The organism is Fictibacillus sp. BK138 (genome assembly GCF_004216955.1).
GTDB lineage: Bacteria > Bacillota > Bacilli > Bacillales > Fictibacillaceae > Fictibacillus.
The window spans coordinates 37,407-63,490 of record NZ_SGXL01000001.1; the positions used below are offsets into that span (position 1 = coordinate 37,407).

The 26,084-nt window shown below is 39.1% G+C and carries 26 protein-coding genes, 4 tRNA genes, 1 pseudogene and 2 riboswitches; of the genes and pseudogenes, 21 read left to right on the top strand and 10 right to left on the bottom strand.

All coding sequences use genetic code 11. The features are described 5' to 3' along the window. The first annotated feature begins 242 nt into the window (after nucleotides 1–242). The 15 genes from EV282_RS00190 to EV282_RS00260 all read left to right on the top strand — a co-directional run bounded on the left by EV282_RS00190 (nucleotide 243) and on the right by EV282_RS00260 (nucleotide 11,826). Nucleotides 243–318, top strand: a tRNA-Lys gene (locus EV282_RS00190). 15 nt (nucleotides 319–333) lie between these two features. Continuing rightward, nucleotides 334–408: transfer RNA gene (locus tag EV282_RS00195), tRNA-Glu, on the top strand. A gap of 31 nt (nucleotides 409–439) precedes the next feature. Next, nucleotides 440–515 (top strand) — tRNA-Asp (locus EV282_RS00200). Nucleotides 516–560: 45 nt separating this feature from the next. Beyond that, nucleotides 561–636, top strand: a tRNA-Phe gene (locus EV282_RS00205). Nucleotides 637–823: 187 nt separating this feature from the next. Beyond that, nucleotides 824–1,399 carry a glycerol-3-phosphate acyltransferase gene (locus EV282_RS00210; protein WP_165389304.1) on the top strand — a complete coding sequence of 192 codons (576 nt, stop codon included), beginning with the start codon at nucleotides 824–826 and terminating at the stop codon, nucleotides 1,397–1,399. A 240-nt stretch (nucleotides 1,400–1,639) separates the two neighbouring features. Then, nucleotides 1,640–3,091 (top strand): peptidoglycan DD-metalloendopeptidase family protein, encoded by a 1,452-nt coding sequence (locus tag EV282_RS00215; protein WP_130292727.1) that lies wholly within the window; start codon nucleotides 1,640–1,642, stop codon nucleotides 3,089–3,091. 197 nt (nucleotides 3,092–3,288) lie between these two features. Continuing rightward, nucleotides 3,289–3,993 (top strand): response regulator YycF, encoded by a 705-nt coding sequence (gene yycF, locus EV282_RS00220; protein ID WP_077360970.1) that lies wholly within the window; start codon nucleotides 3,289–3,291, stop codon nucleotides 3,991–3,993. Nucleotides 3,994–3,998: 5 nt separating this feature from the next. Continuing rightward, complete coding sequence (gene walK, locus EV282_RS00225) at nucleotides 3,999–5,834, top strand: cell wall metabolism sensor histidine kinase WalK (RefSeq protein ID WP_130292730.1); 1,836 nt, start codon at nucleotides 3,999–4,001, stop codon at nucleotides 5,832–5,834. Beyond that, entirely contained in the window at nucleotides 5,831–7,234 is a 1,404-nt protein-coding gene (locus tag EV282_RS00230; RefSeq protein ID WP_130292732.1) for a YycH family regulatory protein, read from the top strand. The genes walK and EV282_RS00230 overlap by 4 nt, the downstream gene beginning before the upstream one ends. After that, complete coding sequence (locus EV282_RS00235; RefSeq protein ID WP_130292734.1) at nucleotides 7,235–8,080, top strand: two-component system regulatory protein YycI; 846 nt, start codon at nucleotides 7,235–7,237, stop codon at nucleotides 8,078–8,080. 16 nt (nucleotides 8,081–8,096) lie between these two features. Continuing rightward, entirely contained in the window at nucleotides 8,097–8,894 is a 798-nt protein-coding gene (locus EV282_RS00240) for an MBL fold metallo-hydrolase (RefSeq protein ID WP_130292736.1), read from the top strand. A gap of 157 nt (nucleotides 8,895–9,051) precedes the next feature. Further along, a complete protein-coding gene (locus tag EV282_RS00245) occupies nucleotides 9,052–10,251 on the top strand; it encodes a S1C family serine protease (protein WP_130292738.1) in 1,200 nt (399 codons plus the stop codon). A gap of 154 nt (nucleotides 10,252–10,405) precedes the next feature. Then, a complete protein-coding gene (locus EV282_RS00250) occupies nucleotides 10,406–10,570 on the top strand; it encodes a CxxH/CxxC protein (protein WP_130292740.1) in 165 nt (54 codons plus the stop codon). Nucleotides 10,571–10,651: 81 nt separating this feature from the next. Then, nucleotides 10,652–11,131: a 23S rRNA (pseudouridine(1915)-N(3))-methyltransferase RlmH gene (gene rlmH / locus EV282_RS00255; RefSeq protein WP_130292742.1), complete on the top strand. Its 480-nt coding sequence runs from the start codon at nucleotides 10,652–10,654 to the stop codon at nucleotides 11,129–11,131. Between the two features lie 140 nt (nucleotides 11,132–11,271). After that, nucleotides 11,272–11,826: a DUF488 family protein gene (locus tag EV282_RS00260; protein ID WP_130292744.1), complete on the top strand. Its 555-nt coding sequence runs from the start codon at nucleotides 11,272–11,274 to the stop codon at nucleotides 11,824–11,826. Between the two features lie 174 nt (nucleotides 11,827–12,000). Here EV282_RS00260 and EV282_RS00265 read toward each other — a convergent pair whose 3' ends face one another. Together EV282_RS00265 and EV282_RS00270 are read right to left on the bottom strand one after the other, a co-directional pair. Beyond that, nucleotides 12,001–12,312 carry a nucleotide pyrophosphohydrolase gene (locus EV282_RS00265; protein WP_130292746.1) on the bottom strand — a complete coding sequence of 104 codons (312 nt, stop codon included), beginning with the start codon at nucleotides 12,310–12,312 and terminating at the stop codon, nucleotides 12,001–12,003. A gap of 43 nt (nucleotides 12,313–12,355) precedes the next feature. Further along, nucleotides 12,356–14,287, bottom strand: coding sequence for a DUF2075 domain-containing protein (locus EV282_RS00270; protein ID WP_130292748.1), 1,932 nt, complete (start codon nucleotides 14,285–14,287; stop codon nucleotides 12,356–12,358). Between the two features lie 270 nt (nucleotides 14,288–14,557). On the opposite strand from EV282_RS00270, the gene EV282_RS00275 reads away from it, so the two are divergent. Both EV282_RS00275 and EV282_RS00280 read left to right on the top strand, forming a co-directional pair. Further along, nucleotides 14,558–15,103 carry a histidine phosphatase family protein gene (locus EV282_RS00275; RefSeq protein WP_130292750.1) on the top strand — a complete coding sequence of 182 codons (546 nt, stop codon included), beginning with the start codon at nucleotides 14,558–14,560 and terminating at the stop codon, nucleotides 15,101–15,103. A gap of 186 nt (nucleotides 15,104–15,289) precedes the next feature. Continuing rightward, the gene (locus EV282_RS00280; RefSeq protein WP_130292752.1) at nucleotides 15,290–15,880 is read left to right on the top strand and encodes a prolyl hydroxylase family protein; all 591 of its coding nucleotides are present in this window, start codon (nucleotides 15,290–15,292) and stop codon (nucleotides 15,878–15,880) included. Nucleotides 15,881–15,922: 42 nt separating this feature from the next. Here EV282_RS00280 and EV282_RS00285 read toward each other — a convergent pair whose 3' ends face one another. After that, nucleotides 15,923–16,831 carry a Gfo/Idh/MocA family protein gene (locus tag EV282_RS00285; RefSeq protein ID WP_130292754.1) on the bottom strand — a complete coding sequence of 303 codons (909 nt, stop codon included), beginning with the start codon at nucleotides 16,829–16,831 and terminating at the stop codon, nucleotides 15,923–15,925. Between the two features lie 95 nt (nucleotides 16,832–16,926). Between EV282_RS00285 and EV282_RS00290 the strand changes: the two genes are divergently transcribed. Further along, on the top strand, nucleotides 16,927–17,646 hold the full coding sequence (locus EV282_RS00290) for a sulfite exporter TauE/SafE family protein (protein WP_130292755.1): 720 nt from the start codon (nucleotides 16,927–16,929) through the stop codon (nucleotides 17,644–17,646). A gap of 39 nt (nucleotides 17,647–17,685) precedes the next feature. Beyond that, nucleotides 17,686–18,027, top strand: a complete 342-nt coding sequence (locus tag EV282_RS00295) for a zinc ribbon domain-containing protein YjdM (protein WP_130292757.1) — start codon at nucleotides 17,686–17,688, stop codon at nucleotides 18,025–18,027. A gap of 211 nt (nucleotides 18,028–18,238) precedes the next feature. Here the strand turns inward: EV282_RS00295 and EV282_RS00300 are convergent, their stop codons facing one another. Next, a complete protein-coding gene (locus tag EV282_RS00300) occupies nucleotides 18,239–19,120 on the bottom strand; it encodes a LysR family transcriptional regulator (protein WP_130292759.1) in 882 nt (293 codons plus the stop codon). 165 nt (nucleotides 19,121–19,285) lie between these two features. Here EV282_RS00300 and EV282_RS00305 point away from each other — a divergent pair, with 165 nt between their 5' ends. Together EV282_RS00305 and EV282_RS00310 are read left to right on the top strand one after the other, a co-directional pair. Beyond that, a complete protein-coding gene (locus EV282_RS00305) occupies nucleotides 19,286–20,572 on the top strand; it encodes a GntP family permease (RefSeq protein WP_130292761.1) in 1,287 nt (428 codons plus the stop codon). 18 nt (nucleotides 20,573–20,590) lie between these two features. Further along, complete coding sequence (locus EV282_RS00310) at nucleotides 20,591–21,367, top strand: 3-hydroxybutyrate dehydrogenase (protein WP_130292763.1); 777 nt, start codon at nucleotides 20,591–20,593, stop codon at nucleotides 21,365–21,367. A 44-nt stretch (nucleotides 21,368–21,411) separates the two neighbouring features. Here the strand turns inward: EV282_RS00310 and EV282_RS00315 are convergent, their stop codons facing one another. From EV282_RS00315 to EV282_RS20045, 6 genes and pseudogenes are all read right to left on the bottom strand, one after another. Continuing rightward, nucleotides 21,412–21,792, bottom strand: coding sequence for a VOC family protein (locus EV282_RS00315; RefSeq protein WP_130296857.1), 381 nt, complete (start codon nucleotides 21,790–21,792; stop codon nucleotides 21,412–21,414). A 58-nt stretch (nucleotides 21,793–21,850) separates the two neighbouring features. Beyond that, on the bottom strand, nucleotides 21,851–22,708 hold the full coding sequence (locus EV282_RS00320) for a helix-turn-helix domain-containing protein (RefSeq protein WP_130292765.1): 858 nt from the start codon (nucleotides 22,706–22,708) through the stop codon (nucleotides 21,851–21,853). A 452-nt stretch (nucleotides 22,709–23,160) separates the two neighbouring features. Next, nucleotides 23,161–24,333, bottom strand: a complete 1,173-nt coding sequence (locus tag EV282_RS00325; protein WP_130292767.1) for an oxalate decarboxylase family bicupin — start codon at nucleotides 24,331–24,333, stop codon at nucleotides 23,161–23,163. An 83-nt stretch (nucleotides 24,334–24,416) separates the two neighbouring features. After that, nucleotides 24,417–25,289, bottom strand: a complete 873-nt coding sequence (locus tag EV282_RS00330; protein WP_165389305.1) for an acyl-CoA dehydrogenase family protein — start codon at nucleotides 25,287–25,289, stop codon at nucleotides 24,417–24,419. A 9-nt stretch (nucleotides 25,290–25,298) separates the two neighbouring features. Further along, nucleotides 25,299–25,433, bottom strand: a pseudogene (locus EV282_RS20665) (acyl-CoA dehydrogenase family protein); the annotation flags it as partial. Nucleotides 25,434–25,451: 18 nt separating this feature from the next. Further along, nucleotides 25,452–25,589, bottom strand: coding sequence for a hypothetical protein (locus tag EV282_RS20045; protein WP_165389306.1), 138 nt, complete (start codon nucleotides 25,587–25,589; stop codon nucleotides 25,452–25,454). 85 nt (nucleotides 25,590–25,674) lie between these two features. Further along, a riboswitch (SAM riboswitch) is annotated at nucleotides 25,675–25,790 on the bottom strand. Nucleotides 25,791–25,951: 161 nt separating this feature from the next. After that, nucleotides 25,952–26,054: riboswitch (SAM riboswitch) on the top strand. Nucleotides 26,055–26,084: the final 30 nt, after the last annotated feature.

Sequence of the window (26,084 nt, forward strand, 5' to 3'; positions counted from 1 at the left end):
TATAAAAACAGCAACCTTAAAAGTTTTTATGAAAAATAAAACAAAAACATATTGTCAAACCCTCAATATCGTGATAAAGTAACACTTGTCGTGAAAAAACGACATCGTTTGTTTTTGAGCAAGAGCCATTAGCTCAGTCACGAGCATTACAACGTGATTGAACTACGAGTTGTCTCGACGGATACCCATACATATCTTACTTTTAGAGGAAGATACAGGGTACCGATAGACACCATTAGCAAGAGCCATTAGCTCAGTCGGTAGAGCATCTGACTTTTAATCAGAGGGTCGAAGGTTCGAGTCCTTCATGGCTCACCACTTTTTTCAAAAAGTGGCCCGTTGGTCAAGCGGTTAAGACACCGCCCTTTCACGGCGGTAACACGGGTTCGAATCCCGTACGGGTCACCATTTTTTATATAAATATTTTTCAGCTTCAAATGGACTCGTGGTGTAGTGGTTAACATGCCTGCCTGTCACGCAGGAGATCGCCGGTTCGACCCCGGTCGGGTCCGCCATTTTATTTTCACAGTAATTAAATAGAATCCAAAATTTCTATTTTTGGCTCGATAGCTCAGTCGGTAGAGCAGAGGACTGAAAATCCTCGTGTCGGCGGTTCGATTCCGTCTCGAGCCACCATTTTACTTTTACTTTATATCCTAAATCATGCGGCATGCCTTTAGAGGCATGCTTTTTTTATATACTAAAGCTTGTTTGAAAAGCATACATATGAAACAGGACTTTTTCTTTTATCAACAGGGTTAGACACGTATTGCTTCGAATATAGTGTTATCAAACTGGGATGAGGAAGGCAGATGATCATTCAATGGAATTCCAATGGGTATTGTATTTAATCGCAAGTTATCTTGTCGGTGGTTTGATGACAGGATTCCTGGTAGCAAAGGTATTAAGAGGGCACGATCTAAGAGTGATGGGAAGCGGCAATATAGGTGCAAGAAATGCTGGCCGTGTTCTTGGACCATCTGGTTTCGTGCTTACATTAGCCGGTGACATTCTTAAGGCGGCTGCGGTAGTTTGGGCAGGGATTGAATTAGGTTTTCCATCCCATATTCAGCTGCTAGGGTTTTTAGCAGTAATTATAGGACACCTGTATCCAATATTCCTTAGATTTAAAGGGGGAAAAGGAGTAGCTTCGTTTATAGGAGGATTGCTGGTTTTTAATTGGCTTTCTGCCGTACTGGTGGGCGCTGCGTTCCTGCTTTTCTATTCCATAAAAAGAAGTCTTACAGTAGCGGGTCTTTTCGCATTTGCACTTGCTCCGTTTTTTTATTGGCTGTTAGAAAAGCAATGGCTGGAAACACTTATCCTCATTCCAATCAGTCTATTAGTTGTATATGTACAAAAGGATGATATTAAAGATCGGCTCATGTTAAGAGAATAAATAAAATAGTTGAGAGCAATAGGAGAAAATTACTATTGCTCTCTTTTTTTAATCAAATTGTTTACCCGATTTCCCCCTTCCTGAAACATCCGGTTTTTTACAGTTGCATTACAAAATCCGCGAAATTCTGACAAATGGAATTTCATTATGATAGGATACAAAAGGGATTAAGGAGAATTTTGTCATAGGACAATAGACTTAGCTGAGATATAGCAGAGGATCTTTAGGGGGAACGAAAAGGTGCAAAATCGAAAAACCACTGAAAGATTTATAAAAAAGACAATGCCATTTTTTGTGGCGGTTATCCTATTACTAACAACTTTTACGATGAATTCATCGGTAATATATGCACATCATGACGATAACCAATTAATCAAGACCGTTTTTCATGTCTATGTAGATGGGAAGAAAATCGGTACAGTTCGTGAAAAAAGCGTCGTGGATCGCGCAGTCGAACAATACATTCAAAATGCAAAAGGCAAAAAAGGAGATTTTGCTTTTACATTAAACGAATCTATTGAACTGAAGCCAGAAAAGATGTTCAGACCACAGTTTGATAATGAAGCTGTAAGAGAAGCGTTATCGAAAACGCTGTCAGTTTCATTAGAAGCTTACCGTCTCGTGATAGATGGACAAACTGTAGCTTATGTATCCAGTGAGAAAGAAGCAGAAGATATTCTACTTAAAATGAAGCTGGAACATGTTTCAAAAGAGGAACTGGACGCAATTGAAAAAAATAAAGCTGAAGATAAGGAAGTTGAAATTCCTGAACTGCAGCCAGGTGAAAGTAAAGTAATTGATATAGACTTTTCATCGCCGATTTTAGTTAGAAAAGCACAAACCTCTTTAAGTGAATTGGTTTCAGTTGATGAAGCAATTTCTCGTATTAAGGAAGGTACGCTTCAGAAAAAGGACCATATCATCCAAGAAGGCGAAACGGTAGAATCCATTACGGAAAAGTATCACCTTACAATGGATCAGTTTTTTACGTTGAACCCGCGTCTTGTATTGGCTCCTGTTATCCGTATCGGAGAGAAAGTAACGGTTACAGAGAAGAAACCTTTTACACAAGTACTTGTATATGAAGCAACTCGAACTCAAAATGAGATCCCTTTTAAAATAGAAAAACAAGATGATAGTACGCTTGAAAAAGGCGAAACGAAAACCGTTCAAAAAGGTCAAAAAGGATTAGAGGATATTACGTATACCGTTAGAAAAACGAACGGTAAAACGCTTCAAAAAGATATTTTGAACCAAGAACAAGTGAAGGCGCCGGTAACAGAGATTCAAAAGATCGGAACGAAAGTAATTCCTTCTAAAGGAACAGGACAGCTTTCGTGGCCAGCTGTTGGAGGTTACATCTCCAGTCATATGGGCTCACGCTGGGGACGCCAGCATAAAGGAATGGATATTGCCCGCCCTTCAAACCGTTCTATTCTTGCAGCAGACAACGGAACCGTTGCGTTTGCAGGATGGGATGGAGATTACGGAAACAAAATCATCATCAACCATAACAATGGGATGAGAACTGTCTATGCACATTTAAACTCCCTTTCTGTTTCAACCGGGGATGTTGTGCAAAAAGGGTCTAAGATTGGTGTTATGGGAACAACAGGCCAGTCAACAGGTGTTCATCTGCACTTTGAGGTATACAAAAACGGAGTGCTGCAAAACCCTGAAGACTATCTGTAAAATAAGCGCAATGCCTCCTGGGAAAGATTTTTTTCCTGGGAGGTTTTTCTTATTTGAATTTAAAGGTTTTCCCGGTATTATGGAGAAAGTTTCACTTATGATAAAATAGTAGAGATATAGCATTTTACACGATACTAAAATTCAAAATTCATTCAGGCTTTCATTAAAATAGAGTTTCCGAAAAAAGGAGCGTTCCCATGGATAAGAAAATTCTCGTTGTGGATGATGAAAAACCAATTGCAGATATTCTGCAGTTTAATCTTGAAAAAGAAGGCTTCACGGTTATGTGTGCATACGATGGCATCAATGCGCTGGAAAAGGTTGAAAAAGAGAAGCCAGACATGATTCTGCTCGATATCATGCTTCCCTTGAAAGATGGTATGGAAGTATGCCGTGAGATACGCAAAAAATATGATATGCCGATCATCATGCTGACTGCTAAAGATTCGGAAATTGATAAGGTCCTTGGACTTGAGCTGGGTGCAGACGATTACGTGACGAAGCCATTTAGTACAAGAGAGCTGATCGCACGCGTTAAAGCGAATCTGCGCCGCCATCAGCAGGAGTCTGAGCGCGAGGTAGATGAGAACAACGAAATTACCATTGGTTCTCTTACGATTCATCCTGACGCTTATATTGTTACAAAGCGCGGGGAAACGATCGAACTGACACATCGGGAGTTTGAACTGCTTCATTATTTAGCTAAACATATCGGACAAGTAATGACCCGAGAACATTTGCTGCAGACCGTTTGGGGCTATGATTACTTCGGTGATGTCCGTACAGTCGACGTTACGGTTAGACGTTTGCGTGAAAAAGTGGAAGATAATCCGAGTCATCCTTTATGGATCATTACTAGACGCGGAGTGGGGTATTACCTAAGAAATCCTGACCAGGAGTAATCATCATGGATAAAGTCAATTTTTTTAAATCAATACATGTGAAATTTGTATTGATTTATGTTTTGCTCATATTAATAGCGATGCAGGTGATCAGTGTCTATTTTATCAACAATCTAGAGAATGATCTGCGGCAGAACTTCACAAAATCACTTTATGACAGAGTGAATTTGCTGGAGTTTAATATTGAGCAGAAAATGAAGGACGAAAAGAGCTACAAAGATCAAAAAACAGAAGATGGTGCCAAACCTGAAAAAACGCTTGAAGGTGATATTCAAGCGTTAATTGACGAGGAATTTGAAGAGAAAGAAGTTCAAGTACTCAATAAAGAAGGTACTGTCCTGGCAAGCAGCAATCCTAGATTACTAGGCCAGGTCAGCTTCAATTCAAAGATTAAACTGGCGCTTGAGGGGACAGTGGATGACGAGGTCATGCTCACACCTGAAGGCGAACGGGTTATGGTTCTTGCCAAACCGATCAAAATTGACAATAACGGACCAACTATTGGTGCGATTTATTTAGAAGCATCGATTGAAAGTATTTTTAAACAAATACAGCGCATTAATAATATTTTAGTAACCGGTACTGTAATAGCTCTGCTTATTACAGGACTTCTCGGTGTCTTTTTGGCACGCACGATAACGCGGCCGATGGCAGATATGAGAAAACAGGCTCTCGTTATGGCTAGAGGTGACTTTTCACGTAAAGTACAGCTATATGGTGACGACGAGATCGGCCAGCTTGCGATGACGTTTAATAACCTGACGAAAAAGCTTCAAGAAGCGACAGCTATTACAGAGAGTGAGAGAAGAAAACTTCGTTCGGTCTTAACTTATATGACAGATGGAGTAATTGCAACCGACCGCGATGGAGCGATTATTCTGATGAATGACCGGGCTGAAGAGATGTTGAATATTTCAAGACAGAACGCACTTGGTACATCATTGATGGAACTATTGCGTTTGAATACAAATTACACGTGGGAAGAGCTCTATAACGAATATGAATCCATGCTGCTCGATTTCAGTACAGATGATCTTCATTATGTCGTGCGCGCTAACTTTTCAACGATTCAAAAAGACGACGGGCCGATTAACGGTCTGATCTGTGTATTGCATGATGTTACAGAACAAGAGCAGATTGATAATGAACGAAGAGAGTTCGTTTTTAACGTATCACATGAATTAAGAACACCTTTAACTACGATGAGAAGCTATCTGGAAGCATTAGCCGATGGTGCATGGCAGGATGAAAACATCGCACCGCGTTTTTTAGAAGTGACACAGAACGAAACAGAGCGGATGATCCGTCTTGTTACAGACTTGCTTCAATTATCAAAAATGGACAGCAAAGACTATCGTTTTAATTTCCGTGAAATAGATTTAGTAGAATTCCTTGATGGCATCATTGAGCGTTTTGAGATGCTTGAGAAAGAGAATATTGTATTATCCCGCTCCCTTCCCGACAGTGTGATACCTGTTCAGTTAGATACCGATAAAATGACGCAGGTGCTGGATAATATTATTTCCAATGCCATGAAATACTCTCCTGAAGGCGGTACGATAACCGTTGCTGTTTCAATCACAGGAAGAAAAGTAAAAGTAAGTATTTCTGATCAAGGTGTAGGAATACCTAAAAACAATGTGTCTAAAATTTTCGACCGCTTTTTCCGTGTCGACCGAGCACGTTCCAGAGATCTTGGAGGTACGGGGCTTGGCCTTGCGATTGCAAAAGAAATTGTTCTTGCGCATGGCGGGGATATTTGGGCTGAAAGTGAATGGGGACAAGGTACGACCATACATTTTACTCTTCCTTTAAGAAAAGTTAAGGAGGGGCAGCGATGAACTGGTTAAAATGGATTACACATGCCAGAAAAATAATTACTCTTTATCGCGAGAACTATGAGTTTATAAAATCGATTACACTGACTGCGCTCATTTTATTAAGTCTTGTACTTACATGGAGTCTTTGGACGTTTAAGCCAAGCCATCCATTATTAGAGGATGCGCGAACGGTAAAAAAACAAGAAGTAGAAGATCCTGCGGAAATTAAAGACGTAGTCAATCCAACGCAAGTTATCTATCATAGTGGAAATAAGTTATATGGTGCAGAAGCCAATGAGGTAGTTGAAAAGTTTCACAACCTATTAAACGAAACGAAATTCATATTTGAAACAGGTACAAAAAACAACCGTACATTTGATCCGGAAGAAAACTTTTTAAACGACATCCCGCATATTGAAGTCATTTATCCGGTAGATATGACAAAGGAAATCTATAAAGAAGTATTTTCAATTGAATCTGAGATTACTGCAAACAAACCAAATGATGTAGACAGGATCTTTCTCTTCCAAAATCCATCTACAGAAAGCATTGAAGGCTATTTAGTCTCCTATGAGACAAAAAAGATGCACAAGATTAAAGCTTCTAATAATAATCTGCTTCCATTAATAAAAAACATGAATGAAATGGTTACGGACGAAAGCATGGTTCCTTATATTTCTTATGATATCGAAGAGCGGGAAGAGAATGGCATGAATGAAATTAAGCAAAGGTTCTACTTCCCGAAAAATAAGCTGAAATTAAACAGGTACAACTATATTTCCAGACCAACAACTGAAGACACGTATGAAATGTATAAGAAAGCTCTCTTTAAAGATCCACAAGCTGTAAAGAGTGCAACAGGCGATAATGAAATAACGTATGCCGATGGAACAGCTGCAATGGTCGTTAAAATCCTGCAAAATCGTTTTGCCTATACAAACTTTGCTGGATCGCCTAATCCGGATACGATCCAGATCTCACCGCTCTTTCAATCGGTCGAATATATCAATACACATGCAGGGTGGGGAAATCCATATATCTTATCAAATCTTGGTTCTTCTACTGATTTTTGGCTGTTTGTTGAAAACTTGCCTGTACTCGATCCAGAAATGCAAATGAGTTTAACTTGGTACGAAAATGAATTACAGGAGTATGAACGGTCCCTAGTACAATTGGATTTGAGCGAGACGTCCATTCCTTCATCGTTAACAGAAGAAATTACGATACAATCTGGAGATGCAGTGTTAAGAAAATTGAAAGAATCTGATTACAACACGAACTATATTAAAGATATTCGTATCGGATATACGATGAAGAAGCGTGAACCACATCTCTATATGCTTGAGCCGCAGTGGTTTATCAAATATGACATAAAAGGCTGGGAGCTATTATTTAAAGAAGACGGAGAGGAAGGGTTTTAATTGGATTGGAAGAAAACAAAAAGCATTTTTATCCTTACCTTTCTTGTCTTAAACTTGTTTTTGGGATACCAGCTCTATCAAAAGAACGATATAAACAATATTGCTTATCTATCAGAACAGCCTTTAGAAGAAAGGTTAGCGATCAATAAAATTTCTTATCAGGATAAAATTCCAAAATACAAAGATGAACAGACCTTAATCAGTGCCCAGCGCTATAAATTTACAGAAGAAGAACAAAAGCTAAGTTCAAAAAACATCTCACTTGATGAGGATACGAGCACTGATATCACTCTTCACTATAAGCTGAAAGAACCTATTGATCTCCCTGAAAAGGATACAAAAGATCTTATCGCTGATTTAGAAAAATTTATAGAAGAGAATGTTACCCGCGGCAAAGATTACAGGTATTATGAATGGGATAAGGAAGAAAATATCATCTGGTTTAATCAGGTTTACTTAGAAAAGCCGATCTTTTATAATACTGCTAATTTTGTAATTCCAAATAGTTCAAAACTGGATTATGAAGCACCTAATGGAATGATTAAATTCAAACTCGATGATAATGGAAACCTAACACAATTTACCCAAACGTATCTACTTATTATGCGTCAGGGTGCCTTTCAAGAAATCATTACTCCTAAAAAAGCATTAGGACGTTTATTAGATACGAACAACCTGAAAAAAGGACATAAAATCAAAGATATTAAACTAGGATATTACAGTCTTGTAGGTGTAGGGGATCTTCAGGTTTATGCACCGACCTGGCTGATTGAAACAGAGCACGGACAATATTTAGTCAATGCAACTGACAGTTCCATTCAAGTTTTATCTGAAAAAGAGGAGTAGAAAGGAACATGCGGTTATGAGTTTAAAATTCAGTGTTCTCGCTAGCGGGAGCTCGGGGAATGCGATTTACGTAGAAACAGAGAAAACAAGATTGCTTGTTGATGCTGGACTAAGTGCTAAGCAGATACAGATTCTTTTTGAAAAAGCCGCTTGTGGAGAAGTGGGAGATATCGACGGAATCTTAGTCACTCATGAACACAGCGACCATATAAAAGGGCTGGGTGTACTTGCCCGGAGGTTTAAGCTTCCGATCTATGCAAATAAAAATACGTGGAACGCGATGGACGGATTGATTGGAGAAGTAAACACGGAACAGAAGTTTGAGTTTGAGATGGAAACGGTCAAAACGTTTAATGACCTTGAGGTAGAGTCATTTGGCGTTTCTCATGACGCTGCAGAGCCGATGTTCTATGTGTTTCACCATAATGGCAGGAAACTCGCTCTGATGACTGATACAGGCTATGTGAGCGACCGTATGAAAGGCATCATCCGCGACAGTCATTCGCTTGTTATTGAATCCAACCATGATATCAATATGCTGATGATGGGGAGATACCCATGGAACATCAAGCGCCGTATTCTAGGAGACCATGGACATATCTCGAACGAAGATTGCGGACATGCTCTTGCTGATGTGATCGGCGACGGGACTAAGCATATCTATTTAGCCCATCTAAGTAAAGATAACAATATGAAAGACATCGCTAGACTTGCGGTTGAACAAACACTGAAAACCCATGATATTTTGACTGGGGATCAAGTCATTTTACACGATACGGATGCCAGTCAGCCAACAAAGCTGGCAGTCGTTTAAATAACTTACTTGTTTAAAGTAAACCGTTTCAGGAAATAACAATAAGTGTGGGAAATTATGAAAAATAACCCAAAATGTCCATAATTTAAGGACTTATTACTTATAATGGGTTATGAATTCGAACACTTCATTGTTGAAAGGAACGGTGATGACTTACATGGGTTATTATGATGGAGATCATGAATCCTCATCTCGACAAAAAGGAAACCGCGGAGGTAAGTTTCTACCAGCTTTGCTAGGAGCGATTCTGGGCGGTTTGCTTGTATTATTTACAGTACCAGCACTAGGGGGCGCAGGTTTGCTTCCGGATAACCTGTATCCTTCGAATGGGGAAGAAAACGGTTTAGGTGCTGATGAAAAAGCAGAAGAACGAAGGATTGATGTTGATTTAGCTACCAACGTTACAGAAGCAGTCGATAAAGCTTCTGACGCTGTAGTGGAAGTAATCAATATCCAGCAAACCGATTTCTGGAGCCAGCAGCCAGCAGGAACAGGATCAGGCGTTATTTATAAAAAAGAAGGCGGTAAAGCCTACGTTGTTACGAACGATCACGTTGTAGCAGATGCGAGTCAGATCGAGATCACATTAAGCAACGGAACAAAGCTAAAGGGTACACTTCGCGGTACAGATCCTTTAATGGACCTTGCTGTGGTTGAAATTGATGGCAGCAAAGTGAAAGATGTTGCAGAGTTCGGTGTTTCTGGTGACTTAAAACGTGGAGAGCCTGCGATTGCGATCGGGAACCCTCTCGGGAATTTTCCTGGCTCTGTAACGCAAGGGATTGTTTCCAGTGCGGACCGCTCCATTCCTGTAGATATTGACCAAGATGGCAACCCAGATTGGCAGGCAGAAGTTATTCAGACTGATGCAGCGATTAACCCCGGAAACAGCGGTGGAGCTTTGATCAACATTGCGGGGCAGGTTATCGGAATCAACTCTTCTAAAATCGCTCAACAGGAAGTCGAAGGGATAGGCTTTGCAATTCCATCCGATGTAGCAAAACCGATCATTGAAGATCTTGAAAAGTATGGAGAAGTACGAAGACCTTTCCTAGGGGTTAACATCATTCCCCTATCACAGGTAAATTCTTATCAGCGTGAACAGACATTGAAGATTCCTAATAGTGTAAAAGACGGGATCGTGGTAATGGAAATAACGCCAACCTCTCCAGCTGCACGAGCGGGGATTAAGGAAATGGATGTTATCGTTGAGATGGGCGGAGAAAAAATTAAAGATCCTATCGCTCTTCGCAAATTTTTATATACGAAGACGAAGATCGGTGAGGAAGTCGAAGTCGTATTCTATCGAGATGGTAAAAAGAAAACAGCCAAAGTTGAATTGGGTAAACAAACATAAAATGGTAAGAGCAGGGGGCGATCAACCTCCTGTTTTTATTTTATATACAAAACGCTATATGTGGACAACTTTTTTGCATGTATGTCGTTTACAGAAGACGAAGAATTCGGTAGTGTAAGATAGAGAATTGTGGATAAGTAAGGAGAATTGTAAAATGAAGATTATATGCTGCAAAGAGCATGCTGAGCTTGCGATTGACATCATTGTGGATGAGTTTGAAACAGCACCGGTTGTAGAGTTACTAACAGGAAAAGATGAGTTATCAACAACATGTGAATACTGCAATGAACCAGGTGTATATAAAGTATCGAACATATGAACGCCTACAATATATGGGCTTAATTGTGCATATGTGGATAAGTTCTGGGGATAACTTATTTCGAAAAGGAGTTTTCAACAAGTGAATATATCAATTGTTTCCGTAGGGAAGCTAAAAGAAAAGTACTTGAAACAAGGTATAGACGAATACTTAAAAAGGCTCGGACCTTACGCAAAAATAGATATCATAGAGGTTCCTGATGAAAAAGCACCTGAAACGTTAAGTGACCAGGAAATGATCATGGTGAAAAATGCAGAAGGTGAACGGATTCTAGCAAAAATCGGACAAGATGTTCATGTCATCGCAATGGCCATTGAGGGAAAAGCGATTTCATCAGAAGATCTTGCTGAAAACTTAGATAAGCTGGCGACTTATGGGAAGAGCAAAGTGGCATTTGTTATTGGAGGTTCTCTAGGACTCAGTGAAGCTGTAATGAAGCGGGCTAATGAGAAGATTTCTTTCGGGAAAATTACTTATCCGCACCAGCTTATGAAGCTTGTTTTAGTTGAGCAGATCTATAGGGCTTTTCGCATTAATCGGAATGAGCCTTATCACAAGTAGATGGCTAAGGAATTAATAAATATATGTAAGTCGATCTGAAAATTGGCGCCCTGTACCCACTATAAGTACTGTTCATTTGGTTCATTTTGCTCTAATACGGGTAATTTATGTTACTGACCGTTTTAGTTAGGGAGATGATTATGAAAGTCTATACGATTGGACATTATAACCATTCGAAAGAACAATTTTTGAAGTTGTTGGGAGCAGCTGAAATTAGCTTTGTGGCAGATGTTCGAGCATTTCCTGCAAGTCGCAGGAGTTCACACTTTAAAAAAGAAGACATGGAACAGTGGCTGGAAGAAGCGGGGATTCAGTATCACCATTTTTCCGGTCTTGGCGGGAGAAGGAAAATGTCGGGACAGGTAGGCGAGAAATTAAACGAAGGATGGAATAATCGCTCATTTCAAAACTATGCGGATTATACACTGACCGATGATTTTAAGGATGCTTTGGACCTGCTCAAGGAACAGGCCCAAGAAGGGAATCTCGTCTATATGTGTTCAGAACATCATCCGGCAAGGTGCCACCGTCTTCTCATCAGCAACTGTCTGCAGGCAAATGGATGGGATGTGAACCATCTCATACCTGATGCCAAGGGAAACCCTAGGATAGTGCCTCATGAATTGGGGAAGTGGGGAGCCATGCCAATCATTGAAGAAGATGGGACCGTTGTGTATCCGAAACTATCAAAATAAAAAATGAGAAGCACAGGTGCCTACCCGCTGTCTCTTGAAACTTTGAATAGGAATTAATTAAATTCTTACTTTAACTGAAAATTGTTTAAGAAAAGCACGAGAACGAGTCTCGTGCTTCCTTTATGCATAAAGAGAAGATGTACTTTTCTATTTTTCTAAAAGTCCAATCTACCTTTACGATTTATTGGTAATGGGGTACTTCAACCCATTCTTTTTAATCTTATCTTTAATAATTGTCTCAACATCCAAATCTAATTCATTACAGAGCATAAGTCCGTATATGAATACATCAGCGATTTCTTCTTTAATGTTTTCAATGTTTTGGTCTACAGCTTCTTCACTGCTTTTCCACTGAAAATCTTCTAGTAGTTCAGCAGCTTCAATCGAAAGTGAAATGGCAAGGTCTTTTGGGTTGTGATACTGTCCCCATCCTCTAGCTTCTCTAAATTCATTGATTGAGTTCATTAGTTCCTTGATTTCATTCAAATTGCTCATCCTTTGTAGAATTGTCTTTTTCTAAGAAAAATCTTTAATACTTCCTTTGGTCTTCCGCAGCCACATATACTTGTCTTGGTGACATATCATCATAAACTACAGATTTTTTTAGCCGTTCTCTGAAATACTCATTTAATTCTGGGTCCGTACAGAAGATAAAGCATCCCTTCTGTCCTCTAGTCATAAGCGTTCTGTAAGTATTCCTAATAATTTGGTCCGCAATAGCATGAGCTTTTTCTGGGTTTATTTTTGCCATTGTTTTGATTCCTTTGAGAGACTGATCAGTTTTAGCACGTTTCGTATAGTCTGTAATCACCATATCATCCTTAAGACCAAGGTCTGGTCCTATGATAACACCAACATAATCAAATTCAAGTCCTTGGGAAGTATGAATGCACCCTGCTTCAGAGACAGAATCCTGTTCAATTGCCCAGATGCTGTCAGACAGGTTCCAGCTAATACTAAAATTGTGCTGGGTTATTTCGATGTCTTTATGGAGGGTATTAGTCCGGCCATTTTTGGGCCATTCCCAGCAGTAGCCAGCAAGAATACGTGACTTGTTATTTTTCTTATTCAATTCTTCAATTTCCTTCAGCATAGCACTGGGATCATCATATACTCTGAAGTCATAATCTACGCCACGGTCGTTAGAATTCGCAGTTTCCCTGATTTGAAGTACGTCATCCAACCAAGCAATATATGCATCAGATCCATCGCAGCGAAATTGTGAAATGAGTTTGCCCTGAATCAGTTCGGCATCTAACTCTTCTGCATACGTTTTAATTAAGTCCATACTTCCAATGTCTTTTAAGGTAACTCTTTGATTTTCATCGATAAAGAAAATCGTGAATTTAGAAGAGTGAATTAATTCCTTTATTTGATTTTCGCCTAAATTATTGTAAATTCCTGACTTTTCATTCAATCGGTGTGCTTCATCAATTATAAGTACGTCAAATTCATTCTTTTCAGATTCATAAAAGCTGCCGGACCCTTTAAATAAGTTGTCAATTTGTGTTTTCTTGATCGTTCCTTTCAGTTTAGAAGCATAAACATTACGAGGAGCTGAGTTTTTTGATACATAAAGCGCCGTTAAACCCTGATTAATAAGATTTACAAGAAGGTTTACAGCCATTACGGATTTACCAGTCCCAGGTCCACCCTCAATTACCATTACTCTCTTTTGGTTATTTTTAATACTCTCGAGTGCTAAATGATAAGCATCTTCATAAAAAACCTTTTGTTCATCAATAAGCACAAATTCCTGATTTCCTTTCAACAAGCTTGCAAGAGAATCTTGTAATGCCTTAGATGGTCGGATTTTGCCGCGCTCTATCTGATAAATCAATTGGTTACGATCTCCGTAACGCACGTACTTCTTAATAAAATCTCTTAATCTCTGTATCTCACCTTTTGCAAACACAGGTGCTTTAGCCAAATGAGCAGAATAGTGGGGATCCATTAACGGATCATCTTCTGTCTTTCGGTAATTATGTAGATAGGCACATGGTTTCAACACAATATCCATATCTTGCACGTTCTGGTTAAAATCTTGAATTAAAGCAGCATATGACCATGCCTGATAAGAAGGATGTGTCACAGTCCGCTTACTCCCACCAAGATAGGTAGACACGAGTGCATCTTTGGTTGTTACCTTTTCAACCTCGGACCATTGCTTTAATTCAACAATTACAACATGATCTTGGATACCATCGTGACCAGCCACTAAGAAATCTACTCGTTTAGATGTATTTGGAATCTTAAACTCTATTGCGACAGATGTATCATCAGGAATCCCGTTATCCTGCATAACATTAGACATGCGATGGAGTGAATTTTCCCATGAGTTGATTTCACTTTTAGTAGTCCTACCTATTTTATTTTGATATGACTCGTAAAGACGTTCTACGAGTAGCTCGTTCGTAACATCAGAAATAAATTCAGTTTTTGTCGCTTCGTAAATAATCAAGTCGCTGTCACCTCTTTGGGGAGTCTAATAAATATATTCTAGCATTTATTGTAAGCAGCTGTAGGAACGAATTCAAAATAATGTAAACTTGATTTTTGACAAGAAAATCTGTTTTCCCGTTCTCTATTAATTCGAATATAGCACCTTGTGCATCAGCAATAACAAACAGGAAAGGTTTTGATTCATGTTTGTTTTTTAATTGGTTAATAACCCATGTGAAATGTCATACATTAGCATAAATAGGATTTTCACATGGGAGGAGAAATTGCTTTGAATAGAGCATTACTTAATTCCCTTAAACAAGGAGGATTTATATTCTATACAAGGCATGGAGAAGCGACCGTTGGAAGAGATTCACCCTATTTAAACTTTAAAAATTGTTTAACCCAAAGAAATCTTTCTGAAAAGGGACGCAGACAGGCTAAATACTATGGGGAAATTCTTCGATACCTGCAAATACCAATTGAATACCCTGTTTCCGCGAGTCCTTTTTGTAGGACCATCGAAACAGCACAGTTAGCTTTTGGAAGCGTTAATGTTCAAGTTGATCCTTTTTGGATAGAGATTTATAAGTTAAGTGGAAATTTACCGAGTTTTGAAAGACAAAGGATCCTAAGCCATTTTAGGTCCGTGTTGGAAACAATACCTGAAAGGGGAAGAAATACAGTTATTGTTGCTCACGGCTTTCCAAATGAGATTGGCTTAGGTCATATTTCTAATATGGGAACAGTCATAATAAAACCAGATGGACAAGGAAACGGTTATAAAGTAGTTAGCCAATTGTCTATAGCAGATTGGAGTTCAGTAGATAGTTAAAAAAGTTTATAAAAAATATATATAAGTTGTATTATAATACCCGTTTATCACGATAGTTTAAGAACAGAGAACAGCGAAGAGCTGTTCTTTTTCATTTGTCCGAGGAAGCTTTTTATTGATAAATTAGGTTCACAGCCACAAAAAGCTGTTCATAGGATAGTTGTAAATGATAAATAAGGTGATGTAATGAAGGAACCTTCGATTGTTTACAGTAAAAGTCCTTTTATAGCGAGTTATGACAATGTTTTAAGTCAGGAAGAGTGTCAAATCATGATGGATCTCGCTAAAGCAAATCTGCAGCCATCTACTGTAGTAGGTGGAACCAATACACGAAAGTCGGATACAGCTTGGCTGCCGCATAGTTTGAATGAACATGTACAACTGATAACAAATCGCATAGCATCTATAGCTGGGCAGCCGCTTAGTCATGCCGAACAGTTACAAATTGTTAGGTATCAGGTTGGCGGGAGGTTTGATGCCCATCTAGATACGTTTAGTCCATCTACTCCATTAGGAAGAAAATATTTGGAAAATGGGGGACAGCGCATTTTAACCGCACTACTTTACTTAAATACTGTACGAGGTGCAGGAGGAGAAACTTTTTTCCCTTCCCTTAATTTTGAGGTAGCTCCTTCACAAGGGAATTTGCTTGTATTTGAGGATTGCTATAAAAATACAAACCAGCCACACCCACTTTCACTGCATGGTTCACATCCTTTAAGAGCGGGAGAAAAATGGATAGCCACCTTATGGTTTAGAGAAAAGCCTAGAAGTTAACCGAATGATAAAAGCCAGAAAGAAGCTCTCTGGCTTTTATTTTTATAGTTTTGAATCTATAAATTTTACGATTCTTTCGCATATTTCATGCGTAATTAATGAATCTTGGATGGATGGCTCAGGAATCCTGTCGTTTTTTACACAATCTATAAAATGATCTGTGATCTGGTTGAATCCGCGTTTATACAGAGTGGGCTCCCAGTCTCCAAATTTAGATATGCTGATCTCTTTATCATGAAAATGAGTCGTTTCCACAAGGCTGTTGACTACATATTTATGCTGGCCAGTACTATATTCGATAATTTCTTCGGTAACTCCGCCATTTCTGTTCATGACGCCTATAGCTATACAGCCGTCGCCAATTAGCTGTATAACTAATTGATTCAGCATTTTTCCATCTTTAAGAAACTCCACTTTTACATCCTTAACTGGTGTATCCATCAAAAACCTAAGTGTATCCACCACATGAATAAAATCCTCTACAATAAATCTTCTAGGATAATCAGGTGAAGAAAATCGATTTTTTTGCATGATAATCAGGCTGGCTTTACCGTGTTCCTTTAGTTCTCTTACTCTTGGAATAAATCTTCTGTTGAAGCCTACCATGGCTATTTTACCTGTCTTTTTTGCGAGTTGTTCGATTCTTTCTGTTTCTTGAAAATGTAAGGATATTGGTTTATCTATGTACACATGTATCCCGCTCTTTAGTAGTTTTTCTGCTATTTCAAAATGTGCCTCTGTAGCGGTACTGATAAATGCTGCATCAATATTCTTGCTTACCAGTTCGTCAACGGTATTAACTTTTTCCTGTATTCTGTACTTTCTTGATAATTGGTTTAAGGTGTCTTCATTTCTTGTACAAAGCACAAGTTCCAGGCCAGCTTTTTCAGAAAGCACAGGCAAGTAGGCTTTCTTTGCGATGTCGCCTAATCCAATGATACCAATCTTCATGATGTCACCCCATTTTAGGAAGTATTATTTTCATTTGATACAATAGTAATAGCTTTTATACAAGTCGATTCTATCTTATTAAAGTTGGTGCAAGTTTGGAATTTTCATTATATTTTCTAATCATACTGACTGCTTCTATCCTGCAAACAAGCACAGGGTTTGGATTTTCGATTCTAGCTACTCCATTTCTACTGCTAATTTTTGAACCGATGGAAGCTGTACAAATAAATTTGATTTTGTCTTTGTTTATATCGTTAGCTTTAATAACAAAAATTAAAAAAGATATAGACTTTGCTATATTAAAACGGTTGATAGCTGGAAGTCTTTTTGGTCTGCCGATTGGGATTTATATCTTTTTGTTGGCAGACATAACGAGATTAAAAATAGGAATCAGTATGATCATCTTAGCACTAACCCTTTTGCTCATGCTAAATTTACGGGTTAAACAGAATAATAAAAATGACCTGGCAGCAGGTGTATTTTCAGGCTCTCTAACAACCAGTATAGGAATGCCAGGACCGCCATTGCTGTTGTATTTTTCAGGTACGGATACGCAAAAAGAAAAATTACGAGGAACAACGCTTGCCTTCTATTTATTTATCTATTCCATAAGTATAGTGACTCAAACAATTTTTGCTGGAACAAATAGAACTGTCTGGATTTCTAGTTTATACGCTCTGCCGCTTGTTTTAATAGGCTTGTATGTGGGACAACGTTTATTTAAAAGGGTGAGCCAAAGAATATTTCGTATATTTACGTATATCATATTGTTGTTTACAGGTGGTTACTTGTTAATTGAAAGTATCATGAAATAAGGCTATGGTAAAATCGATGTACCGAATGGAGGAGAAAAAATGTCTAGCTTGCCGAATTGTCCTAAATGTAATTCTGAATATACATACGAAGATGGCAGCCTGTTGGTCTGTCCAGAATGTGCACATGAGTGGTCGCTCGATAATGAGTTTGAGGGCACAGATGATAAAAAAATTATAAGAGACTCAAATGGAAATGAACTAAATGATGGAGACACCATCACTGTAATTAAAGACCTGAAAGTTAAAGGAACGTCATCTGTCATAAAAATCGGTACGAAAGTCAAAGGTATTCGTTTGGTTGATGGCGATCATGATATTGATTGCAAAATTGATGGGTTTGGAGCTATGAAGTTAAAGTCTGAATTTGTTAAAAAGGTCTAAAAAGTAAAGAGGGAATGACTCAAAGGAAAACTTTGAGTCATTTTTTAAATTTTACGGTACGTTTTCTTATAAATATTACACGTTCGCCGCATCCACCGCTGTTTTTTCCTGTATTCGATATTTTTTCGCCGATACAATCTAACTTTTCGCCTGTAAATAGTACTTTTCCGCCTCTGGTTGATGCATCCCCATAAAAAATGATCATAATCTTCTATTCACTGAATTCACGCAGCATTTTAATTAACTCTTTTGTCGCGTATGTTGCATATTTGTCTTTCTTTTTAATAATTCCAAGCTCATATGGAAGAGATGGATTCGTTATTGGGATCGCCTTCACTTTATCCTGATCCACCTTTTTCGCAATAGACTCTGGAAAGATCGATACTCCTAAATTTTCTCCGATCATACCGCTTATAAAATCCCACTGAGAGCTTTCATAGGCAACTTTCGGCCGGAAGCCTGCGTTTAAACACTCCTGAATGACTCTGTCATGCAAAGTAAATCCTTCTTTAAACAAAATAAAAGATTCATTCTGCAGCTCTTTCATTTCGATGCTTTTTCGTTTGGAAAAAGGATGAGAGGCATGAACGAAAAGCATCAGCCGCTCTGTCAAGAATGAGACGATTTCATATTTCTCTTTATTTATTGGCAAGACAACCACAGCGAGATCCAGCAGACCATCACTCACTTCTTGCTGCACTTTATTCGCACCGTGTTCGACCATTCTGATCTGTATGTCCGGATAGAGTGTTTTGAATTTCTTAATGATTTTTGGGAAAAATAAGAAACCGATTAGCGGCGGTATTCCGATGGTGATTTTTCCTTTTTTTAAGTTCATCAGGTCGTAGAGGCTCGATGAAAGGTTATCGAGATTCTCCAAGATCATCTTGCTTTGTTCAAAGACTATCTCACCGGCTTCTGTTAGTTCGATCTGTCTGGAGGAACGGTCTATTAGTTCCATCTCAAGTTCGTCTTCTAGGTTCTTAACCATTTTGCTTAGGCTTGGCTGTGATATATGCAAAACGGCAGAAGCCTTGGTGAAGCTTCTGTATTTTGCAACTTCATAGAAATATGTGAGCTGGCGTATATCCATTCTGTAACTCCGATCTATAACTTTTGTGCATATTATCTATAGTTATAATTCATTTTACTAATTAAATACACAAGAGTAAAATGTCCTTCGTGCAATGAATCCATTTTAAAAGAAGTGCCAAATGATGAAAGCGCACTCTTTTCATATACAAAAGGAGGAAAGATTTTGATAAGTATCATAATAGGGCTTGCCCTGCTTATGTTCTTTGCCTACCTCGGATGGTCAATCATTTGGGTTGCTCCAATCGTCGCAGGTATTGTCGCTTTAATGAGCGGATTAGACCTAATGAATGCATATACAAACACGTATATGACAGGCTTTGTGAATTTTGCGAAGCAATGGTTTCCGATCTTTTTATTAGGAGCTGTACTTGGAAAACTGATGGAAGACACCGGTGCTGCAAAATCAGTTGCCATTCAGTTTACAAAGTTTATAGGGGAAAAGCGTGCCATTTTAGGAGTTTTGGTCGCATCGGCTGTTTTGACATATGGCGGTGTAAGTTTATTCGTAGTCGTTTTCGCGATTTACCCGATAGCCCTTGCTCTATTTAAGAAAGCAGATATCTCCAGAACACTGATCGCTCCAACGATTGTTCTCGGTGCTTTCACATTTACGATGACAGCTGTACCAGGAACGCCTCAGATTCAGAATTTAATCCCGATGAATACGTTTAAAACAACGCCTATGGCGGGTACTATCATCGGTATCGTGGCAACGCTGATCATGGCAGTAGGCGGTTACCTATGGCTGAAATTCAGAGAGAAACGAATGACGGCAGCTGGTATAAAGTATACAGAACCTGATAAATCGAAGGAAAAAGAAGAAGAAAACGAAGAGAATCTTCCAAATTGGATTCTTTCTTTAATCCCTTTATTAGTCGTTGTTATTTTACTTAACTTCTTAAAAATAGCTCCAATCCCATCATTATTAGCAGGGATTCTAGCGATATTACTTATTAGTTTAAGGCAATATAAAACTTTCATTCCATCTATGAATGAAGGAGCAAAAGGGTCAGTAATGGCCATTATCAACACAAGTGCAGCGGTTGGATTTGGTGCAGTAGTAACGAGCGTTCCTGATTTTGATCGCATCACAGACATGCTACTAGGTATCTCAAGCAACCCGCTCGTGTCAGAATCCCTTGTTGTTCAGCTTCTGGCAATGATTACGGGCTCTGCATCAGGCGGTATGGGTATTGCTTTAGAAGCGCTTGGAGGAACGTACTATGAGTTGTCTCAGTCAACCGGGATGAGTCCTGAAGCGTTTCACAGAATGGCATCTATAGCATCTGGAGCTTCTATTCTTCCTCATAACGGGGCCTTGCTGACTCTTCTTGCTGTAACTCAGTTAACGCATAAGGAAACGTATAAAGATGTGTTTGTTGTTGCTTTAATCATCCCTACAATCGCTGTAATCGTTGGTATTATTATGGCGAGCATGGGTATCATCTAAAAATTAGGAGTGAGAATTGTGGTAGAAAACAAAGTTGTTGTAATTACAGGATCTGCAAGCGGAATTGGTTTTGAAATCGGAAAGACTTTTGCTGAAAATGGAAGCAAAGTCGTTTTAACCGATTTGAACGATGAAGGTGTAAAAAAAGCAGCTGAAGAACTTAAAAGCCTTGGGTATGAAGCGATCGGCCTTAAAGCTGACGTAACGAGTGAAGAAGACATCAAGAACATGATCGAGACTGCTCATAAGGAGTACGGACGTGTGGATGTTTTAATCAACAATGCTGGCCTTCAGCATGTATCACCAATTGAAGAGTTTCCTACAGACAAATTTGAATTGATGATCAAGATCATGCTTACAGCTCCATTTATTGCAACGAAGCATGTTATGCCTATCATGAAAGAGCAAGGCTTTGGACGCATCATTAACATTTCGTCCATCAACGGTTTGATCGGGTTTGCCGGAAAAGCAGCTTATAACAGTGCAAAACACGGTGTAATCGGTCTTACTAAGGTTGCAGCACTAGAATCAGCAGCAGAGGGTGTTACAGTTAACGCACTATGCCCTGGTTATGTAGATACTCCACTTGTTCGCGGTCAGTTAGAAGACTTGGCGAAAACAAGAAATGTATCTTTAGATAAAGTGCTTGAAGAAGTTATTTATCCGCTAGTTCCGCAAAAACGTTTGATGGAAGTAAGTGAAATCGCTGATTATGCAATGTTCTTATCAAGTGAAAAAGCGAAGAGTGTTACAGGACAAGCGATCGTTATCGATGGCGGTTACACGGCTCAATAAGTTTAATAAAGAGAGTGCAGGCAAAAGATGCCTGCACTCTTTTTTTATTTAACAGTAATCTCACTCATGAACGCATGTGTATTGTTTTCCGTATCCTTAAAGAACGCCATCCATATTTCAGTGTTGCCCATTTTGCCGACAATATGAGGTTCATCAATAAAGGAGACACCCTTTTCTTTTAAGTCATTGTATGTACTTGAAAGGTTCTCGACTTGGAAGTAGATTACGGAACTGGATTGAGAGAATTCTTCTTTTTCAGGCAGACTCAGAAAAATACGTAGCCCATCACATTGCAAGAAGGCAAGGCGGTCTGTGTTAAATAAAAGATCGAGCCCAAGTGTATCTTGATAAAAAGCAAGAGCACGTTCCAGGTTTTGAACAGGTACTCCGATTTGGCCTACTTTTTGTATTACTTTTCTGGTTATAGTCATAACAAATCTCCTCATTTCAGTTATTTATTAAGAGAATCATAATCTTTTTTCTCTATTCATTCTTATCCAATATCACTTTTTTTCGAAATTGAAGCGGGGAAAGACCAGTATGCTGTTTAAACCATTTGCTAAAGGAAACAGGATTATTCAACCCAACTTCAAATGTAATATCTGTCATGCTGTAATCAAGGTCTTTTAGAAGCGAAATCGATTTTTGGAGCCTTAATTCTGAAATTTGCTGATAAGGCGTTTTGTTATAGATTTTTGAGTAATTTCGTAAGAGGTGGTTTGGTGATAAACAAGCCACACGGGAGATCTCTTCGAGTGTGATTTGCTGATCATAGGACGCTCTGATAAATTCATGGGCCATGCTGATCCTTTTATAGAGTTCTGTTCGGGTAGAGAAGCGCAAAGCATCGAGTGAATCGAGGTCTTTTAATGACTTTATGTGTTCCAATAAAATAGACTGCATGATGCTATGAAATTGCTGTTCTTGCCAAAGAGAGTCATTAAAAGATGAATGCTGTTTTAATTGGTGGATCTGATTAGAAATGGTGCTGCTTATTGCGTACGTTTTTTCAAAAAAACCAATAGAATGTGTTTCTTTAAATGGGTCAGACAATAACCGGTCAGACGACTCGTTCATCGTACGAAAAACGTGATCACTAAATCCATGCTTGAAAAAAAGACAGAAAGACTCAACCTCAATTTGGTCTTCAATCGTAATGGAGTAGGATCCTTCATTAAGCAGGAGGTATCGGTTTTCTTCAACCGTATAATATCCCTTATTCGTCTTATAGTGAGCTTTACCGTTTGTGAAGGTCTTAATAGAGAGCTGTCCGTTTCCTTCCCAATGGAACTGGCTGCTTTTAGCATGAAGAATATAATTTGCAGAGCTAGTGTTGCCCATTGCATCGTCTCCTGTAAAATGATTGTCTGATAAATAGAATTATACATAATATGGATAGGCATGTGGGGAACAAAAAAAGTAATGTTTCACATGGAACATTAATAAAAGAGAATCAATAAACAATAAAAAGAAGGTGACCTGGATCACCTTCCTTTTTAGTACTACGAGGGTGGTTAAATCTTCTAATATCCTTTACACGTACAAGGGTTAATTCTTAAGGCGCTTTTCTAAAAGATTGTTGCTTTTTAAGTATTTTGTTTTGTTCATTATCTTCGCTGACAAGTTGATTGGAGTGGAAGGTTCGAGACTCCAGCGGGACGAGCGGTCAGGTGAGACCACTCAATGGCGTAAAGCGGCGAGGGGGCTCACCGCACGCCCCGCGGAAAGCGAAGCAACCTGGAACGGAAATCAACTACTTACAAGAGCAACAATGTTTGCGAAAACAGCTATTCTTAAACATCCGTATATTTTACAACTGGCCATTTTTCCTTACGAAGGGAAGTTAAGAGTTCCTTACTGGCATTTAGATTTGTTTGTACGAGTTCTTTAGGTGTCAATGCCATCCATTGGTTTAAGGAGACATCAGCAAAAATCTTGCTTTTGAAAATCTCGAGAAACCATAGACTTTGATTGCCGGTGTTCTGAATATAGTGACCGAAAGCAAATGGAACATATCCCACATCTCCAGCACGGACGTTGAAGGTTCTTGCAGCCCCATCTCCTGCAAAAACGGTCATCCTTCCCATTCCTGTCAAATAGTATTGCCACTCATCATTGTTTGGATGCCAATGAAGTTCTCGCATTCCGCCAGGCTTTACTTCGACCAATGCAGCAGAAATGGTTGTAACAGGAAAGTTAGTAGAATCTACGATGCGGACGGTTCCGCCTGGAAAAGTTAAGGGTTTTTGCTTTGACATTCGGTACGAAAAGGACTGAGGAACCGTTCCATAGGGGTCGGATACTGCTTGTGTTTCAATAGGACCTGGCACGTTAGCTTGGTAAATGTAGCGCTGTTTTGCTGGGATATGAGCAAATGCGCTCTCTGGTACTCCAAAGTTAGCAGACAGTATTTCTTTCGGTGTGTGTGCAAACCAATCGGAGATCGATAACGTACTCAGATCAGAAAAATCACCGTTATCAAAAACAAGAATAAACTCACAGCCTTCTTCTAATCCTTGAATGGAGTGGGGGATACCTGGAGGGAAGAACCAAAGATCGCCAGGTCCTACGTCTGCAATAAAATTTCTTCCGTTTTGATCAACCGATGTAATACGGGCGCGCCCAAGTATCATGTAAGCCCATTCTGCTTCTTGGTGCCAGTGCAGTTCTCTGACGCCTCCTGGGGTAAGCCGCATATTTACGCCTGCAAGTGTTGTTGCTACAGGAAGCTGTCTAACCGTAATTTCTCTCGACCAGCCCCCATGATTTAACTGCATAGGAGTATCTGAAAAAGAAAACCGCATATTTGGAATCGTACCAGCATCCGTTTTAGGAGGAACTAGCATATCAGGATTTTCTATATCACGCATAATATCCCGAGGTCCAAAATCAGTTGCACCAGCCCCATCATCCCTTATTGGCTGGGGAATCTTCTGATAGGATTGATTTCTAGATGTATCATCCATGAAAACGACTCCTTTCAGCTGAAATTACCATTGTAATAACATATGAAGCCGTTGTTGTTTCCATGATAAATTATGGTCTCGTCTTATGGTTTACCTAAAACCGCATCAGCAAGGTTATAGACGATTGCATCATCTGTCGGAGGATTATGAAGGCCGGCACGTACATCACGAAAATGTCTTTGCAGCGGGTTTGAAGCAGAGAGACTCCTAGCTCCGACAATTCTCATTGCTAAATCAACTACCTTGTTGGCACTGTTTGTGGCAATATGCTTAACAGCGGACAGCTCTGAAGCCATCTTTATTCGCTGATCTGGCTGTTCGATCCATTTCCTTGCAACAGCATATAACACTTGGCGAGCATTAAAAAGTTCAAGCTCAATCTTCCCAATTTTCCTTCTTACTTCTGGTACATCTTTTATTGGTCCAGGCAAGGTATTCGGACTGTATTCTGAAGCGAATTTTATCGCATAATCCTTTGCAGCTGCGGCAATCCCAATATAAACGGCAGGTACTTGAAGATACCAGCCTCTTGTTGTGGAGGAACGGTCATCTTCTACAAATAAAAGGTCTTCTTCCTCAACGAGTACATCTTTTAGGACAAGGTCATCACTTTTGGTGCCTCTCATAGATATGCTGTCCCACGTTTCTTTTATAGAGACACCTTCTCGTTTATGATCAACTAAAATAAACCCTTTTTTACCGGTGTAATTAAGATCAGCGGTAATGATGGAACAATCGAGAGCTTCAGCCATAGAAGTAAATGCTTTAATTCCGTTCAAACGCCAGCCGTGTTCTTCTTTTATGGCAATTGTGCCGGGAGTTCCGCCTCTTGAAGGGCTTCCAGTAGCTCGTTCTGTCTGAGCCAAATTTAATAGAGTTCTCTTCTGAACAATATTCGAGCTGACTCTTTGTAATACAGAACCTTGCCAATGCCTGTTTTCGGCCGCTTCAAGCATGACACCTAAGTGCCATCCCAAAGATAAGGCCGTAGGAGCGTCGCCTTGAGCAAGTATTTCTTGAACTTGTAAATATTCAAGAAGGTTGAGACCTTGGCCGCCAAACTCTTTTGGTATGGTAAGAGATAGGAAGTTCGCTTTTTTTAGGTCTTCGAAATTCTTTTAAGGGAAAGTACCTTCTGAATCAATCGCATCCGCTCTTGTGCTGAAAATTTCTTTTAGATCTTCAGCTTTTTTTATGATGTTTTCGATACTTGTTTGATTTTTGTTTTGCTCTGTTTCTACATAAGTTTTGATCACAATTTTCCCTCCGGTAATTTTTTTCAGAGGACATAAAAAAATCCTCCTTTCAAAATGACGAAAGAGGACGGTGTTAAAGAACTCTCTCTCATCTCTCAGACACAAATTTGTCTGCTGGACTTAGCACCTTTCCTATCTGGTAAAGATAAGCGGTTGCTGCAGGATCTTAGGACCAGTTCCTCCCCTGACTCGTGATAAGAATTAATAGATTATAAATTTTAATAGTCCTCACTATAAAATACAAGAGAGGATATTGTCAATGAAAAACTGAAAACTTAAAATTTTTTTATTATTTATAGAATGTGCGTTGACAGACTATTTTTATTCCTGTATATTCTGTTGATAAATTGAATACTATCGATTTCTTATCGAGAGAGGTGGAGGGACTGGCCCTTTGAAGCCTCGGCAACAACTATTTTAGAACTGTGCCAATTCCAGCAAGCTTACAAGCTTGAAAGATAAGGAGAGATCAAATGCGTTTTTATATTTTACGTA